This window comes from Legionella sp. km772 (assembly GCF_003989735.1).
Taxonomy (GTDB): Bacteria; Pseudomonadota; Gammaproteobacteria; order Legionellales; family Legionellaceae; genus Legionella.
The window spans coordinates 17,132-34,017 of record NZ_RZGQ01000016.1 but is presented as its reverse complement, the minus strand read 5'-3'; the positions used below and the strand labels follow the sequence as shown (position 1 = coordinate 34,017).

The following is a 16,886-nucleotide window of genomic DNA, read 5'->3' as shown; positions in this document are numbered from 1 at the left end:
AAATCAAATAATCACTATAAAGATCAAGCATATCCATTTAATTCCCTCCCTAAAATTAAGGGCGGAATTCTAATGCTTTTTAGTCAAACTACAAGTTTATGTGCGTAACATGAGTTAATTAAAGGAAGTAATGATGGTAAAAAATTTAGTTTTGAGTGGTTGTGCATTATTGATGATGGGTAGCTCAGTCGTGAGTTTTGCCCATGATGTCTCTTGTGAGGTACAAATAGCTGTTGCAAGCCCACCTATCCAACGCGGTCAAAGTGTAGCATTTAACATTGTGAATGAAGTAGGGGTTAATAAATCCTTTATTTTAGAAGCAGGTAACCCCTATAAAGTGGTCACTAACTTAAGTTGTTTACCGACTCCTTATTCAATTAGTGCGACTTTATTTGAACCAGGCACTCTTCAAGCTATCGGACAATGTAATCTAAAAGTAGGCTTTGTGCTCCTGAAAGACCCCAATAGTAGTGCTGCTGCAGTTTTCCCTTATGATTTTGACTGTCATTAAAAATAAAAAGAGGTGGGTACCCACCTCTTTAATTTCTAAAGCTTAAGCGTTCGCTTATTTTTTATAAGTAGCATAAACCGGCACATAACCTTTAAGCTGTAAAGCAAACTGCCTTAATACATCAAGCCCAGATTCCTCTGCCTGATGACACCAGTTTTGTAAGGCATCAATCAACTCTTTTTGTGATGAAGCTGTTTTTAACCAAATAGCTTGTAAGGATTGCTTATAAGAATAAACCACTCTTAATTGCTCACGCGCCTCTAAAAGACGTTGTAAGCGTCCCTGGGCTTTTACCGTAAGTAATTTGTCTTCCCGGCGTAATAAACTACCTGCACGTTGAAATAGTTTTTTATCCTCTTTAGTGACAATGCTTTGATTTTTTTCCTGTTTCAAAATGGGTCTTATTACAGATTTATAGTAATTAGACATTACTTGGAAACGATTAGAAATTACAGCTTTTACCGTATCTAGGTCGACTTGCAATTTACCTTCTTCCATAGCCAATTTGGGCGGTAATTTTTTAACTTTAGCTAAACCTAAGAACGAAAGAACGCGGATGTACATCCAACCTATATCAAACTCCCACCATTTAACCGAGAACTTAGCAGAAGAAGCAAAAGTATGGTGATTGTTGTGCAACTCTTCACCCCCAATCCAGAACCCCCAAGGGATAATATTGGTTGCAGCATCTGGACATTCGTAATTTCTATAACCCCAATAGTGACCAATCCCATTAATTACCCCGGCAGCAAATAAAGGAATCCACATCATTTGGATAGCCCATATGCTTATTCCAGGGACGCCAAATAAAAACAAGTCGATAAAGAGCATTAGTACCACTCCACGGGCAGAATAGCGGGAGTAGACATTACGCTCAATCCAATCAGTGGGCGTGCCATGGGAATATTTGGCAACCATCTCTCTATCTTTACGTGCAGCGCGGTATAGTTCCGCCCCTTGCCAAAAAACTTTTTTGATTCCTTCTACTACAGGACTATGGGGATCACCCTCAACATCAGTTGTTGCATGATGTTTACGGTGGATAGCAACCCAATCAGCAGTGACCATACCGGTTGTCATCCATAACCAAAAACGGAAGAAATGACTAATAATAGGATGCAGAGTTAATGCTCTATGAGTTTGATTACGATGTAAATAAATCGTTACCGAAGCAATAGTAATTTGGGTTAAAATTACTGTGGCGAGCACATAACCCCAAAACGATAGGTTTAAAAAACCGAAAATCATAGGATCCCCTTCTCAAAGTGTATAGGATAGTGAACGAATAACTGCTACTATTAGCGTACTGAAATCTTTTCCATCATTATATCCCTATATTAGTATAATGATAACACATTTTTACTCATTTCATTGCATGATTTCAGTATCTAACCGATAATTAAATTAAATACTTACTTCGGAATGACTATGGACATTAAAAAAATATTGGAAAGCCTGGTGCCTTTTTTAGTAGCCGGTGTAGCCATTGCGCTCTGCATTGGTTTGTTATTTATGTTTTTCTCGGTAGCGGTATGGGGATTAATTATTGGTGGAGCCTTGTGGCTTGGCGCTTTAGCAAAACAGTATTTCTTTCCTAGTACGCCTACAGCCAAAGAGGACGGGCGCGTTATTGAGCATGATGATCATAAGTAATGCCTGAATTACCAGAAGTTGAAACAACCAAAGAAGGGATAAGAGGCCATTTAGAGAATCAAACCATTGCTGGCGTTATTGTACGTAATCCTCGATTACGCCTCCCTGTTGTCGCCAATATTAATGACTTATGTATTCATCAAAAGATACATATAGTCTCCCGGCGAGCTAAATATATTCTCATCAAGCTCGATACTGGGTATCTTATAATTCATTTAGGCATGTCAGGCCATGTACGCCTTGTCCCGGCTAATACCCCTCCGGGGAAACATGATCATCTCGATTTATGCCTGCAGAATAAGCTGGTTTTACGCTATAGTGATCCAAGACGCTTTGGCTTATTCCATTATTCTGCAGAAGATCCGCAGGAGCAATTTTTTAAGCATTTAGGACCTGAGCCCCTTAGTGATGAATTTAATGCTGATTATTTATATCAAAAATCGCGCCATAAAAATCAAGCCATCAAATCATTTATTATGACCAATGAAATAGTAGTTGGTGTAGGTAATATTTATGCCACCGAAAGTCTATTTTTAAGCGGTATTCATCCTAAAAAACCCACTAAAACACTAAATTACGAGCAATGTAAACACCTGTGCCAACAGATAAAAGCTATCTTATATGCCGCTATCCAAGCCGGCGGCACCACCTTAAAAGATTTTTATTCCTTTGATGGAAAACCTGGGTATTTCAGCATTTCATTAAAAGCCTACGGCCGCAAAAACCTACCCTGTCTTCAGTGTAAAACGCCTATTGAAACCCAAATGATCGCAGGCCGTGCTTCTGCATTTTGTCCTCAGTGCCAACCAATGATCAGCTAAAGCAACAATGCCACATAATAAGGCAATTTCTTGCTTACACTAGGGAAACTACAGAATATCTAGGAAAGCTAATTGGCTTGTTGTATGATGGCGCATCGATTTATTCTTGTGTATTTGTAATGAAAATTGGACGTTTAAGAACTATTTGGATTATTTGCGCGCTGCTTTTTTATACTGCTATAGTCTGTCTCCGCTCCATTTTTAAATATTTTTTTAGTACCCCGACTAGGCCATGGGTGGATAAAACTATTCATCATTGGACTGATCAACTCCTAGATGAAGTCGAAGTTGAGTATAAAGTCATTAATCCTCTAAATATCGAACCCCAACCCGGTAAAGCTACTATATTAATGTGCAACCACTCTAGCGTTTATGATATTCCCTTAGGTTTTAAAGCCTTTCCTAATCATTCTATTAGGATGTTAGCAAAAAGAGAGTTATCAAAAATTCCTCTTATGGGTAAAGGAATGGCAGCGGCTGAATTTCCCTTTATTGATCGAAAAAATCGCTATCAAGCAATGAAAGATTTAGAATATGCACAGCAATTAATGAAAAGCGGCATCATTATTTGGATTGCTCCGGAAGGAACGCGCTCTAAAACTGGGAAGTTAGCCCCGTTTAAAAAGGGGGCTTTTATCACGGCCATCCAAGCCCAGGCGACTATTATACCTATAGGGATACGCGGTGCTTTTGATATCATTCCAGCAAAGACTTGCCGTATTAATCTAAAACAAAAAGCAGAGATCCATATCGGTGAGCCCATTGATGCAGCTGAATTTACTGTTGAAAATAAAGAAGTTTTGATTGAAAAAACGTATCAAGCCATTAAGAAATTAACCGGTGAGGCTTGATTTCAAAGCGTCGGCTAGCCGATTCAACTAACTCCTTGGAAGCCGGTACCCCTTCATGAGGCTTGTAAAACGAGATGTATCCTAATAGCCACCCGTCGAGACAAAATGCGGGTTAATATTTTATTCCATACCCTACTTCATTGTTGGCGATAACCGCCGCTAAACCAATACTCCTAGGATCAGCGGTAGCGGTTAAAATGTTAGTCTTTTTATCCCAAGTAATTGCCTGCATATTGCCATAGTATTGCTGCAAAGGGGCTAGCGTATAACCCATTTTACTTAAGCCATCTTGAATGGCAGCAGAAAAGGTATCAGGTTCAAACTGCACCACATCAGGTAAATACTGATGGTGAAACCTCATTGCAGAAACCATGGAAATTGCACCGTAACCTTCATGGAAGAGCAGGGAAGCAATTAAGACCATGGAAGGAATTCTACTCCCCCCCGGGGTACCTAAAATTGCAATGCGATTAGGGGATTCAAGAAAAGTAGGTGCCATGTTAGATAATGGCCGTTTACCGGGTGCAATAGCATTAGGCTCACTTCCTACGATACCAAATACATTGGGTTCCCCAACCTGAGTTGCAAAATCATCCATTTCATCATTAAGGAGGACTCCCGTACCAGCAGCCACTACACTTGAGCCAAAAATATAATTTACGGTTAATGTAGCAGAGACCCTATTACCCTCTTTATCAATAATAGAAAAATGGGTGGTATTGGGATGATTTTCTTTTACCGTCGACCCACTCAAAACTTTACTGTCTAATGCCTTATTAGGGTTAATTAAGGGAGCCAAGCGTTTTGCATTCTCGGCAGAAATTAAATTATATATAGGAATAGAAACATAATCCGGATCCCCCAAATATTGATCGCGTTGCCAATAGGCCAAGCGCATTGACTCAATAACATGATGTAACCATTGCAACTTTGTAAAATTATCTAAAGAGAAATGCGAAAGAACATGTAACATGGTTAATAAACCGACGCCACCGGCTGAAGGTGGTGGGGCAGTAATTACTAGCATGTTATGATAAGCACCAATTAATGGTTCTCTTTCTTTTATTTTATACTGGGCGAGATCCTTTAAATCCCATATACCACCAGCAGCATTGACTGCTTTTACTAAACGCTCGGCGATTTCACCTTTATAGAATCCCTCCTGGCCTTTAATGGCAATTAATTCCAAAGTATGAGCTAAATCTTTTTGGATTAATTTTTCACCAATACGATAAGGACGGCCTTCTTTTAAAAAAACTGCGGCAGTAGCAGGGTATTTTTTTAACCACTCCAAACGATCGCCCATGGAATAAAAATAAGCTAATTGCTTATCAACAATAAACCCGTCCTTTGCTAACTTAATTGCTGGGGCTAAAGACTGACGTAGAGGTAAACGCCCGTAATGTTGAGCAATATGAACTAATGCTGCTGGCTGTCCTGGAATGGCCGCGGCGAGCCCCCCATTTAGAGATAAACCAGGAACTACCCTCCCCTCTTTATCAAGAAACATGGTTTTGCTCGCCGCTAAAGGGGCTGTTTCACGGCTATCAATAAAAACATTCCGTCGCTCTTTTTCTTGATGGAGTAACCAAAAACCACCTCCACCAATACTGGTATGATAGGGCTCAACTACTGCTAAAGAGGCAGCCACCGCAATGGCCGCATCAAAAGCATTGCCTCCTTGCGCTAAAATGTCCAAGCCGGCATTAGTTGCTAGGGGATGGGCACTCGCAATGGCATAGCCGGGTGGTAAATCGCTCGCTGCTCCCCCATAGCAAGGATTAAGACATAGGGGCATGAACAACAAAAAAGAACAATTTTTGCGTAATTTAGATATTTTTTTAATTAACATTTAAGCAGCTTTAACTCTTGAGCAACGGAGGCAGGAACAAACTGCGAAATATCACCATTAAGGGCAGCAATTTCGCGGACTAAAGTCGATGAAATAAACATTAAATTCTCAGACGGGGTTAAAAATAGGGTTTCGACCTGTTTAGATAACTTTCTATTCATTCCAGCTAGCTGAAATTCGTATTCAAAATCAGAGACTGCCCGCAAGCCCCGTAAAATGATTTCTGCCTTTTGCTCAAGAACGAAGTCAATTAATAGGATATCAAAGCCAATCACTTGGACCCCGGGGAGATGGCCTACAGACTCCTTAAGTAATCTTATTCTTGTTTCTAAATCTAGATAAGGTTTTTTTGCTTTATTACTGGCTACGCCCACGACAAGCTCAGGAAAAATATTTGCTGCACGAGAAATGATATCGACATGACCATTGGTTACTGGATCAAAGGTCCCAGGATAAATTGCTTTTTTTTTCATTTTTTTTCAAGAGGATTGAATATGCAAACAGTCTAGCGTATTGTTATTCGAAAAACTACAAGAATGGATAGAGGTGAGCAATGAATGCAAAGAAATATGGAGTTTTAGCTGCCGCTTTTTTATTAACTGCTTGTGCCCCCACTCCGAGGCCTGCGGAAGAGGCCCCGCTAAATAAAGTAGTACCCCTAGAAAAACGTAAGGCTGAGACAGCGACTGTATCGTCTTGGGAAATTAACGGTGCGATGGCTGCTAAAAATAAAGCAAAATCCTGGTCAGCAAGTATGAACTGGGTACAACATGGTCCTAACTCTTATCAAATTCGTCTGATTGGCCCCCTAGGCGGTGGTACAGTACTTATCAATAAAACCGGCAAAACTATTAGTTTCCAAGATGGAGCTAAAAAAGTTTCCTCAACCAATGCCGATGAACTCCTCATGCAGCAAACCGGTATTCGTCTACCCGTTAATAATTTGTATTATTGGGTAAGAGGCTTACCTGCTCCTGGTGGTGTACAAGCTGAAAAACATGACGAATATAACCATTTGACTCAATTGCAACAAGCAGGATATGTAATTGATTTTACTCAGTATACTTCCGTAAAAGGAATTGATTTGCCTAGTACTATCCGTTTAGTTGGTAATGGCGTAATGGTAAAAGTCATTATTAAACATTGGAGTGTTTAAAGTTTATCTAGTTAAAAAAGAATAATCTGGCTGGCTTGTCAGGTTATTCTTCTTAAATCTAAAAAGCCAAAAATTTAGCAATCTAACTATTATTAAACACAAAACTAAGTAGAAGTTTTAAAAATTTGTGAATATTTGCTTTTTAGCGTTGACATCGATTAAAAACCACTGCAAAATACGCAGCAGATCGCAGGGACGAAAAGCTAATTTTTTAGCTCTTAAAGGATAATGGGAATCCACATTATAGGGGTGTCGCCAAGCGGTAAGGCACAGGGTTTTGATCCCTGCATACCTAGGTTCGAATCCTAGCACCCCTGCCATTTCTTGTTGTAAAATCTAGAATAAATGCTAGATTCAAGTAAACAGACGGCAGAAGATACCCTAGAAGGATGCGTTCTCCGTATCGCTCAAATAATAATAATATCTTTTTGGCTGTCTTCTGCTATGTGTTTAAGTTAACTGATTCAATTAAATCTAAGGCTTTATACACATGTCCACCATGATGATTTTTACCGGGAATGCTAACCCTGAATTAGCACTAAAAATTTCTTCTCATCTACAAATACCTATTGGACAAGCAACTGTTGGAACCTTCAGCGATGGAGAGACTATGGTTGAAATTTTAGAAAACGTCCGTGGTAAAGATGTGTTTGTATTGCAATCAACCTGCGCGCCTACTAATAATAACTTAATGGAACTGCTTATTATGGCAGATGCATTAAGACGTTCTTCCGCTGCTCGGATTACAGCCGTTGTTCCTTATTTTGGTTATGCACGTCAAGACCGACGAGTCCGTTCCGCTCGGGTGCCTATTACTGCTAAGGTAGTAGCTGACATGATGGCCTCTGTGGGCATCTGTAGGGTTCTAACGGTTGATTTACACGCCGATCAAATCCAGGGCTTTTTTTATATGCCTGTAGATAACGTCTATTCTACCCCCATTCTCTTAGAAGATATTTGCAAACAAAATTTAGCCAATATGATGGTAGTCTCACCCGATGTAGGCGGAGTGGTGCGGGCTAGAGCGATGGCAAAACGATTAAACGATGCAGAGCTATCGATTATCGATAAACGTCGGAGTGGACCCAATAAATCCGAAGTAATGCATATCATTGGGGAACCCGCTGAAAAGAATTGTATCATCGTTGATGATATAGTTGATACCGCTGGTACGCTTTGTACTGCTGCCCTTGAGTTAAAAAAGAATGGGGCTAAAAGTGTAAGAGCTTATGTAACCCATCCGGTGCTTTCGGGTCCTGCCGTGAAAAATATTACTAACTCCGTGTTAGATGAAATAGTGGTTACTGATACTATCCCTTTATCAGCCGAAGCCTTAAGTTGTGAAAAGATACGCGTAGTCAGTCTTGCTGATATGTTAGCTCAAGCTATTAAGCGAGTAAATGTGGAAGAGTCTGTCAGCTCCATGTTTGCTGAATAAACTTAGTCTGTAGCTATCGAGCCAAGCCTTGATAGCTACAAATGAAACCATCCTGTAATTATCCCTATTCCTAATGCCATTATCTAAAATGTCTAAGCTCCCTTGGACTTATGCCTTATGCCTTATGCCTTATGCCTTATGCCTTATGCCTTATGCCTTATGCCTTATGCCTTATGCCTTATGCTAATAATTATGTTATTCTTCCCATGAAATGAACATCACTCTAATTATATTTTTTAATGAGTACTTGAAGCGGGAATACTATGTCAACAAACGAGCACAGTTTAACTACGCAAAACGAATTTAAGCAACCAATAGGATTTGAAATTAAAAACTGGACTGCGAAAGAAAGGCCTGCGCAAAAGCCTCTAGCGGGAGCTTATTGCCGCTTAACCCCAATTAATCTCAGTTCCGATTTAAGCGCTTTATATAATGCACTCACTGTTAATAATGATGGAGCCTCATGGACTTATCTTCCTTACGGACCTTTTAATGAGCTGGCGGATTTTAATTCGTGGCTGGTAAGCACCTTAACTCGTGAACCTGATACGCAGCTCTACTCTATTGAAAAGTTAAACGATCCAACGCCGGTTGGGATCATTGGTTATTTACGCATTAATCCAGAGCATGGAGTAATTGAAATTGGTCATGTTCATTTTTCAAAATTGCTCCAAAAAACCGCTGCAGCAACTGAAGCCATCTTTTTAATGATTAATCACGCCCTTAATGATTTAGGCTATCGCCGTTGTGAATGGAAATGTAACTCCTTAAATCAAGCCTCCATCAATACAGCCTTAAGGATAGGTTTTAAATTTGAAGGTACATTTAGACAAAGCAATGTGTTTAAAAGTCAAAATAGAGATACTTCTTGGTTTTCTATTATTGACACAGAATGGCCGGCTCTTGCAACTCGCATAAGCACTTGGCTTGACCCCAGTAATTTTGATGCAGAAGGAATACAGAGGGTTGCCTTACAAGAACTTAAGGGCTAAGGCCAGGTTAAATGATGATTCAAGGATGGGATAATATCAGAATTGAGCAATAATGGGATAGATAAAAAAAGAGCCTTCAGGCTCTTTTTTCTTAACAACTTAATCGCGTGTACCTACATATTTATCATCGAAATAACGTCGTAGTTTAGTTCTTAAAGTTCCACGACTAATTCCTAACATAACAGCTGCTCGTGACTGGTTGTACTTGCAATGTTCCATAACTGCACGAAATAAAGGTGTTTCAATTTCTTCAAGCACAAACTGGTATAAGTCAACAGGATCAGTTCCCTTAAGCTCTGAAAAATATTTTTGTACTGAGTGAGTTACGCTTTCGGCTAGTGAAGCAGTTGTATCACCTGCATCATTACTGATTGTTGTCATTATTATTAGCTCCTCCTTTTAAAAGCAGTATATTACCGAATTGAGCAATTAGAGACAAGGGTAGAACAGAAAAAACTCTATTAAAATTCAACAAAATAATATTTACTGCTTTTGCAAAATTCCTTTGGTGGATGGAAGAGGATAAAGAGCGTTCCCTATCCTCTTGAGAAGATGGATTAAAACTTGATCATGGAGGGATCAAAGGGTTTTCCATTCACATTGAATTTACCTTGATCCAAATTAACTTCAATCACATAGTCCGAACCTGATGAAACAATAAGACCATTCTTTTCCATCGTACTTATTTGTTTATCGGCCTGCAACGCAGCTAGTTGCTCATCGTTAACCTGGCCTTGATTCGCTGTGGGATTAGAAGCTTGTAATTGCTGAACTAAGGTTTGTTGCAGCTCGGGTTGTTGCGACATTTGCTGCAATACAGACTGTTGCATCAATTGCTTTACTAAAGCCGCTGGAGCTCGCAATTTGGCATGACCTTGAATTTTTTGCATTAATTCAAAAGGATTAGCGTTATCACCCTTCGGTAAAGATACTAGTAAATTGCCATCAATAGAACCTTCAGGAATTTTGAAATTGCATTTAGAAATTTCAAACTCTGCACCTTTGCTAAATAATTTTGGCAATTCAGGTAACATCGCCATCATAGCTTGTTGCCGCTCAGCCTCGCTACCATTTTGCATAGCATTGGTCTGTTGATTAATTTTAGCTAATATTTCTGCATCAAGGTTTCTTAAGCTTATTTCAAGCTCGCCTGGACCATAAGTTTTCTTATTGACCAAAATTGATTTTACACCCAGACTAAAATGCGTGTTGAATAGCTTATCATCAATGTCACTGTTAGAGCTCATCGTTAGATCTTTAACATTAACCATTGATTCATTTTTAACAGTGATATCAAATGAAGGTAAACTAAAACTCGCATCTCCTAAATATAATCCTGCATTAGTTTGATGCAGATCATATTCTGTAGTGACTTTATCTAGAGTTATCTTGGTATCGGTTTTAGTAAAGACCAGTCCATTCAGAACAAAATCGCCGTCTACTTGATCTTTGCTAGAAGAGACATTTACATCGCTTGCAAAGCCTTTCCAAGTAAAATTCCCGGAACCATCTTTAGCAATTAGTTTAAATTCTGGTACCTCAAGCTCAACCGAGCTTCTTAAGAAGTAATTCACGAAGATGTTTAAATCTAATTGGGGCTTAGTAGATTCTTTTGTAAACTGCTCGTCAAATTGCTTGGCATATTGCTCGGGAATAGGGAATTCAGTTTCCGCATACCCCACACCAAAACGTAATTTATTATGACAGAAAATAAATGGACCGTGACAAATTTTAATAGGCATTACAGATTGATAATCTTGCGCTGGAATAGTTTGGGACGCTCCATTTGCATCTTTTACAATTCGCTCGGGCACATGTAGACGCCATTTAACTTGCGCATCAGAACTGAACCATCCTCTATTGTATTGTTCGATATTGGCAAATAAACCATTGGTTTGGTTGATCACTTCAATATTCTTTTTTATTGTTCTTTCAGTGAGAAAGCCCATGCCATAATATCCACCAAGGATTAAAACAGCCAGGATAATTATTAATCCTGCAAGTTTTTTCATTATCATCTCCATGTTATTAAATTCTCGTGCCTTACCAATGCAGTAAAACACAGGCAAAGTATAACAGTAAATAATATAAGAGAGCGATAAGCGAAGCAAGAAGATTGAAAATAAATGAAATTACCACTCCGATGCAAAGCATCAGAATGGTTAAGTAAGGTGGTTAATTACGGATGGGCTTACAGTTGGTTTCTTTAATAGTGAAGGCTAAGAGCAAGGCAACTAAAGAGCAGACCGGTAAAAGCTTTAACCCGGCTTGGAAGTCAGTTAATAATAAACTTTCAACATTATAAGCACGGGCACCTGCGACAGCATCCACTAAACGTCCAACCAAGGGCTGAAATGAGGCTCCCACAAATATTGAGATCATATTGGTAAACGCAATTGAAGTCCCAACTACTTTTCGATCATGTAACTCCGTAGAAACCGCATAGGCAATAGCTACTCCAGTATTAGTTAGGCCGAAAACAAAAAATATTAGATAAGCAGAGCCTTGCGATAAATTAGGCAAAAAGACAAATAATGATGTCAGAATTAGACCACAAATCCCTGATATAATCATAATGGGTTTACGTTTACCGATACGATCAGACAACCAACCCGATAAGGGTCCACTAATCCCCCAGCCAATGAAAATTAAACCGGTAGCAAATGCTGCCGCATGCGCGCCTAAACCTCTACCAAATTGCAAATACGCAGGTCCTATCGCCTCACCAATAACCGCAGTAGGTCCGAATAGAAAACCGGCATACAGGGCGTTTAACCAAGTTTGACGACAGGACAAAATAATTTTTAAACTTTGGAGGATACTAATGCGATCCACAGCTCTTACTTCATTACGATGCTCGCCAGGCTTATCTTGCACGAACTGATACAAAAGACCGGCTAAGGCAATAAATAAAAAAGCAATAACCAGCATGCTATGACGCCAACCTACATTACTAACCAAAAAGGACACTGGAGCCTCTCCTGCTGCAGCACCAAGCATACCTAAAGATTGAGTAAGCCCTGCTAATAAACCCAACATAGTCGGTGGAAACCATGATGTGGCTAAACGTAAGGAACATACAAAAGCAAACGCGGCACTAAAACCAATCAGCATGCGGCCTATGGAGGCGGTCATTAAGCCATCGGCAAGACCGAAAACACAGCAACCAAAAGCGGTTACTAAAGACATAATGGTCAATAACCAGCGAATACTTAAACGATCCACGGTTAAGCCGACTGGTATTTGCATCAAGATGTAAGGAATATAGAAGGATGCTGTTAGGATACCGAAGCCTGCTTCATTAATTCCGAAATCAATTTGTAAATATTTATGCATGACTCCAGGCGCGACCCGTGCCATGTAATCAGAAAAATAGAAGGTGGCGGCTAACCCCCAAACTAACCAAGCAAAAGCAAGATAATTTTTACGCGTGGTAGTTTCTGTCTTAGAGATGTGTACTGTATTCATAAGTTTCTATTTCTTCCTATCAAAACCCACTAAATCGGATAAGGTTGAGCTGACAGCATGCACAAGTTTTGAACAGATTACTTTGCATTCCTTTGATTTAATAATAAAAATTTTGATTTATTATTAAAATAAAAGTTTTTCTGTGGCCTTTTTATTGAAAAAATGACCAATAAAATGGCAAACATAAAAACTCATTATACTAAGATTGTAAATAATTTCAACACAGCGGAGGTGGAATAGCTATGCTCTAGAGACTCAGATATAATAGTGCTTTTTTAAAACTGAGTTAGCATGAATAGTTTAAATACGGCAGTACAAGCTGCACTTGCCACTAAGGGAAATCTTAAAGAAGCCAATAAGGCTTATTTAGAATTTATAAAAGCTAATTTTATTATTCCAATTGAGCAAACTGCAGAAGAGGAAGAAGAACCTACCGTTCTTTTTTTACAAGAAAAGAATCAAGTTTTCCTACCTGTGTTTACGGAAAGGGATTATTTAGATGCCTGGGCTAAAGAAATTAGCCATCATATTAAATTATTAAAACTATCAGGCGTTGATTTATTAAAGGGTATCGGCGACGAAGTCACAGTATGTTTAGACATAGGCAGTCCCTCATATAAAGAGTTTAACCCGGCTGAAATAGCACGCATGCGCTCGATGGTTTTAAAGTTTTTTAAAGAATAAATCACTCTAAATACCGTATTCAATTGAAGAAAAGTACAGAGAGAAGCTTTTCTTCAATTGAATGTAATTGTCATCATGCAACTAACTCTAATAATTGATAACCCACAATTGCTGATGCTGCTATCGCGCCACTAATTTCAAAGACCAAGGTCATAATACTGCTTTTTTGGTATTGCTGATCATTGGCTGCTTCTCTTTTAATCTCAGTTTCTTCATCTGCTTCAGCATTCAGATCAAATAATGGCTCTTCACCATAAAAACCAGCCCACCAACCTTCTAACCATTGTTCAGATTCTTGCGAACCGGCTCGAAAGGGATTATCCTCTTCAGCCACTTCAGAAAGAGCGCATTCATATCCAAATAAATAGCATTCTTCATAGCTGGGGTGTTCAATGTTAAATCTTAGTTTGATGTGTGGTAGTAAGGCTGTTGTATCGTTCATGTTAATATCCTCTTTTATGGATCCAATATAAAAAATCGTTGGTGTCCTATCTTCAACTGTAGTTACTCCAGTAAAAATTAAGGCTTCATGCAAAAATACTCACCTAGTTGCCGGCAATTTCTGCACTTAAAACAATTTTACGACTTTAAATCCCTGCATGCCCTCTAGAACCAAATATTTACATCTTCTTGACAATAATCTTTGGGAAAGCAAAAAATTATTTCTTATTAGTCTTGGGTATAGTTATAGTTGCAATTCCTAGGCCAAGTTTTTGATTTTGTGTAAAGATAAAGAAAATATTTTTTAACTAATTGATTAAATTATTAAATTTTTTATATCGCTTTCTTGGATTTTAATTATTCTCTTTATTTTTCAGTTGAATTATACCCTAATTAAAATATACAAATTAGGAAGAAAAAAAACGCCTGAATCAAAACCAATCCATTTTGATTTTTAATTAGTTTGCATCCTTTAGCGCTGCGAGAAATAAAGATTTTCTTTACCCGGCAATTTTTGTTCCGTTAAAGGAGTTTAAAAACTTGGTGGAAGATTGAGACCTCATGAGGTTTAACCAAAAAGACTGTTTCCTCCGCTTAAGGCGCTAAGCGGGAATGGCTCCAAGTATTATTTTGCCGGCAATAGGCAATTCGGTCATGTAAACGATTATCACGTCCCTGCCAAAACTCTATGCTTTCGGGCGTGAGACTATAGCCACCCCAATGAAGAGGTCTTGTGATAGGGGCTTGTCCTTCTGTAGCTAATTGTTCTAAGGCTTGCTCTAAAAAGGCTCTGTCTTTAATATCTTTGCTTTGCGGTGAAACAATGGCGCTTAATTGGCTCGATAAGGGTCGTGAAAAGAAATAATCGTCCGAGCGCTCAGCAGAAATTTTTTCAACCCTACCGCGAATTCGTACTTGTCTTGCCATATGTGGCCAATAAAAATTAAGTGCGGCACGAGGCTCGTGTGCAAGCTGTATTCCTTTTGCACTGTGGTAGTTGGTGTAGAAGATAAAGCTGTTTTCTTCTAATCCCTTTAATAAAACAACCCGTGAGTCAGGGAAGCCTTGTTCATCTACTGTAGATAAAACCATTGCCGTAGGATCATGAGGCTCTTCTGCCAGTACCTCAGCAAACCAAATCTTGAATTGCTCAATGGGATTTTCATGAATATGCTGTTCATCTAAATTTAGCACACCATAATCTCTTCTTATATCAGCAATACTTCTATGACTCATGATGGTTCCCGCAAAATAGGCAGTATATACAGCTCTAAGCAGAAATCTCAAGTTGAAACAAAGAATTTTATTACAGCTTGCCGATGAAATTTATAAATTTAACGTAGAATAGAGGGCGTATCCTTGCCAACATAAATAAGTACCATAGCAGCCAAAACCAATCATAATGGCAAAAAAGAAATAGCGCGGGATAAGATAGGTAATCATAATGGTCAGGGCGCCAATCACTAGGGCTAATTGGAGATAGACCGTTGCATAAGTAAAGGAATCTGAACTAGTGCCATATTGAGCGGCCACCTCATCCCACTCCTTTGCACCAATGACTTGCCCATATTTTCCATCAATATCCTGTACCCACTTACTCTTATCAATATTTTTTGAGCCCATCAATATTTCATACTTTTCTTGGGTTAGGCGATTAATGTCTTTATTAATTTTTTTTACATAACTATCAATTGAAGCATTTTGCTTTTTGGTGGTAAACGTATCTTTTAAAGAAAGCAAAAAATCACGCTGTCCTGCGATAATTGTTTCTTTAATACTTTTGGCTTGGTACCAAAAATAAGCCTGCGAAGCGACTTGCGAGCCATTCAACCAACCAGCCCCCGTAATACCACTGTAAGTGGATGATAATACCCCTACGGAGGCAAATATAGCCATCACGGCGGCACAAATAAGTTCAAAACGAGAGGAATTAGCAGCAGAGCTATCGTCTTCTTTGTTCATAGACTTTTATTGTTGTTCGTCCCTTATATAAAGATAGGATAAGGTGATTGATTAGTCCATGTACAACAATTGGAATTGGTGATTGAATAAATAAGAGGAATTTAAAGAGCTTATGTGAATTAATAACAGGAAATAATTATTCCCTGTTATTAATCCAAAAAATTACCAACCAGTGACTTCAGCAACCGCATCGCCTAACTCAGCAGGAGAACGTACTGTGCGAACACCTGCAGCTTCTAACGCAGCAAATTTTTCAGCAGCGGTACCTTTACCACCCGCAATAATCGCACCTGCATGACCCATGCGTTTACCCGCAGGCGCAGTAACACCAGCGATGTAGGAAACCACTGGTTTTTTAACATGCGTTTTGATGTATTCGGCAGCTTCTTCTTCGGCAGACCCACCAATTTCCCCTACCATAATAATGGCTTCAGTTTTTGGATCTTGTTCAAATAAGGCTAAAGCATCAATGAAATTAGTCCCTGGAATTGGATCTCCCCCAATACCAATACAAGTACTCTGTCCAAAACCTTTATCAGTGGTTTGTTTGACTGCTTCATAGGTTAAAGTGCCTGAGCGAGAAACAATACCCACTTTACCGGGTAAATGAATGGAGCCAGGCATAATTCCAATTTTGCATTCGCCAGGAGTAATAACGCCAGGGCAATTAGGACCAATTAAACGAGCATCGCTATTGTTTTCTAAATATACTTTCACTTGTAACATATCGAGAACAGGTACGCCTTCAGTAATACAAACAATAAGTTTGATGCCGGCATCTGCTGCCTCTAAAATTGAATCTTTACAATAAGCTGCTGGTACATAAATTACTGAAGCATCAGCCCCCGTCTCATTTACCGCATCACGCATAGTATTGAAAACCGGTAAACCTAAATGCGACTGTCCACCTTTACCTGGAGTTACCCCCCCTACCATCTTAGTACCATAAGCAATGGCTTGTTCTGAATGATAAGTACCCTGTTTGCCCGTAAAGCCTTGGCATAATACTTTAGTTTGCTTATTAATTAATACACTCATTGTTAACCTCGAAATTTAA

Annotated in this window: 18 protein-coding genes and 1 tRNA gene; 9 read left to right on the top strand and 10 right to left on the bottom strand. The window is 39.0% G+C overall.

All coding sequences use genetic code 11. The features are described from left to right. Nucleotides 1-130: 130 nt before the first annotated feature. On the top strand, nt 131-511 hold the full coding sequence (locus ELY15_RS03625) for a hypothetical protein (RefSeq protein WP_158617409.1): 381 nt from the start codon (nt 131-133) through the stop codon (nt 509-511). 54 nt (nt 512-565) lie between these two features. Here ELY15_RS03625 and ELY15_RS03620 read toward each other — a convergent pair whose 3' ends face one another. Further along, a complete protein-coding gene (locus ELY15_RS03620) occupies nt 566-1,759 on the bottom strand; it encodes a fatty acid desaturase (RefSeq protein WP_127098285.1) in 1,194 nt (397 codons plus the stop codon). A gap of 180 nt (nt 1,760-1,939) precedes the next feature. On the opposite strand from ELY15_RS03620, the gene ELY15_RS03615 reads away from it, so the two are divergent. From ELY15_RS03615 to ELY15_RS03605, 3 genes are all read left to right on the top strand, one after another. Next, the gene (locus ELY15_RS03615; RefSeq protein ID WP_370449377.1) at nt 1,940-2,164 is read left to right on the top strand and encodes a hypothetical protein; all 225 of its coding nucleotides are present in this window, start codon (nt 1,940-1,942) and stop codon (nt 2,162-2,164) included. Further along, nucleotides 2,164-2,985, top strand: a complete 822-nt coding sequence (mutM, locus tag ELY15_RS03610) for a bifunctional DNA-formamidopyrimidine glycosylase/DNA-(apurinic or apyrimidinic site) lyase (protein WP_127098283.1) — start codon at nt 2,164-2,166, stop codon at nt 2,983-2,985. Before ELY15_RS03615 ends, mutM begins: the two co-directional genes overlap by 1 nt. A gap of 119 nt (nt 2,986-3,104) precedes the next feature. Continuing rightward, nucleotides 3,105-3,836 carry a 1-acyl-sn-glycerol-3-phosphate acyltransferase gene (locus ELY15_RS03605; RefSeq protein ID WP_199744156.1) on the top strand — a complete coding sequence of 244 codons (732 nt, stop codon included), beginning with the start codon at nt 3,105-3,107 and terminating at the stop codon, nt 3,834-3,836. Between the two features lie 112 nt (nt 3,837-3,948). On the opposite strand, the gene ggt is transcribed toward ELY15_RS03605, so the two are convergent. Together ggt and coaD are read right to left on the bottom strand one after the other, a co-directional pair. Further along, nucleotides 3,949-5,634, bottom strand: a complete 1,686-nt coding sequence (ggt, locus tag ELY15_RS03600; RefSeq protein ID WP_127098282.1) for a gamma-glutamyltransferase — start codon at nt 5,632-5,634, stop codon at nt 3,949-3,951. A 47-nt stretch (nt 5,635-5,681) separates the two neighbouring features. Next, nucleotides 5,682-6,161 carry a pantetheine-phosphate adenylyltransferase gene (gene coaD, locus ELY15_RS03595; protein WP_127098281.1) on the bottom strand — a complete coding sequence of 160 codons (480 nt, stop codon included), beginning with the start codon at nt 6,159-6,161 and terminating at the stop codon, nt 5,682-5,684. 80 nt (nt 6,162-6,241) lie between these two features. Here coaD and lolB point away from each other — a divergent pair, with 80 nt between their 5' ends. From lolB to ELY15_RS03570, 4 genes are all read left to right on the top strand, one after another. After that, the gene (lolB, locus tag ELY15_RS03590) at nt 6,242-6,844 is read left to right on the top strand and encodes a lipoprotein insertase outer membrane protein LolB (RefSeq protein ID WP_127098280.1); all 603 of its coding nucleotides are present in this window, start codon (nt 6,242-6,244) and stop codon (nt 6,842-6,844) included. A 245-nt stretch (nt 6,845-7,089) separates the two neighbouring features. Continuing rightward, a tRNA-Gln gene (locus ELY15_RS03585) sits at nt 7,090-7,164 on the top strand. Between the two features lie 170 nt (nt 7,165-7,334). Beyond that, complete coding sequence (locus ELY15_RS03575; RefSeq protein WP_127098279.1) at nt 7,335-8,282, top strand: ribose-phosphate pyrophosphokinase; 948 nt, start codon at nt 7,335-7,337, stop codon at nt 8,280-8,282. 263 nt (nt 8,283-8,545) lie between these two features. Further along, a complete protein-coding gene (locus ELY15_RS03570) occupies nt 8,546-9,274 on the top strand; it encodes a GNAT family N-acetyltransferase (RefSeq protein WP_127098278.1) in 729 nt (242 codons plus the stop codon). A 99-nt stretch (nt 9,275-9,373) separates the two neighbouring features. Here ELY15_RS03570 and ELY15_RS03565 read toward each other — a convergent pair whose 3' ends face one another. From ELY15_RS03565 to ELY15_RS03555, 3 genes are all read right to left on the bottom strand, one after another. Next, nucleotides 9,374-9,655: a helix-turn-helix domain-containing protein gene (locus ELY15_RS03565; protein ID WP_127098277.1), complete on the bottom strand. Its 282-nt coding sequence runs from the start codon at nt 9,653-9,655 to the stop codon at nt 9,374-9,376. A gap of 176 nt (nt 9,656-9,831) precedes the next feature. Continuing rightward, on the bottom strand, nt 9,832-11,286 hold the full coding sequence (locus tag ELY15_RS03560; RefSeq protein WP_127098276.1) for a YdgA family protein: 1,455 nt from the start codon (nt 11,284-11,286) through the stop codon (nt 9,832-9,834). 163 nt (nt 11,287-11,449) lie between these two features. After that, nucleotides 11,450-12,742 carry an MFS transporter gene (locus tag ELY15_RS03555; protein WP_127098275.1) on the bottom strand — a complete coding sequence of 431 codons (1,293 nt, stop codon included), beginning with the start codon at nt 12,740-12,742 and terminating at the stop codon, nt 11,450-11,452. Nucleotides 12,743-13,033: 291 nt separating this feature from the next. On the opposite strand from ELY15_RS03555, the gene ELY15_RS03550 reads away from it, so the two are divergent. Then, nucleotides 13,034-13,426, top strand: coding sequence for an SseB family protein (locus ELY15_RS03550; RefSeq protein ID WP_127098274.1), 393 nt, complete (start codon nt 13,034-13,036; stop codon nt 13,424-13,426). Nucleotides 13,427-13,499: 73 nt separating this feature from the next. On the opposite strand, the gene ELY15_RS03545 is transcribed toward ELY15_RS03550, so the two are convergent. From ELY15_RS03545 to sucD, 4 genes are all read right to left on the bottom strand, one after another. Beyond that, entirely contained in the window at nt 13,500-13,868 is a 369-nt protein-coding gene (locus ELY15_RS03545; RefSeq protein WP_127098273.1) for a transmission trait enhancer LetE, read from the bottom strand. A 593-nt stretch (nt 13,869-14,461) separates the two neighbouring features. Beyond that, nucleotides 14,462-15,103, bottom strand: a complete 642-nt coding sequence (gene pdxH / locus ELY15_RS03540) for a pyridoxamine 5'-phosphate oxidase (protein ID WP_370449376.1) — start codon at nt 15,101-15,103, stop codon at nt 14,462-14,464. Nucleotides 15,104-15,193: 90 nt separating this feature from the next. Beyond that, nucleotides 15,194-15,829, bottom strand: a complete 636-nt coding sequence (locus ELY15_RS03535; protein WP_127098272.1) for a DUF4337 family protein — start codon at nt 15,827-15,829, stop codon at nt 15,194-15,196. Between the two features lie 162 nt (nt 15,830-15,991). Further along, entirely contained in the window at nt 15,992-16,867 is an 876-nt protein-coding gene (sucD, locus tag ELY15_RS03530; RefSeq protein ID WP_127098271.1) for a succinate--CoA ligase subunit alpha, read from the bottom strand. Nucleotides 16,868-16,886: the final 19 nt, after the last annotated feature.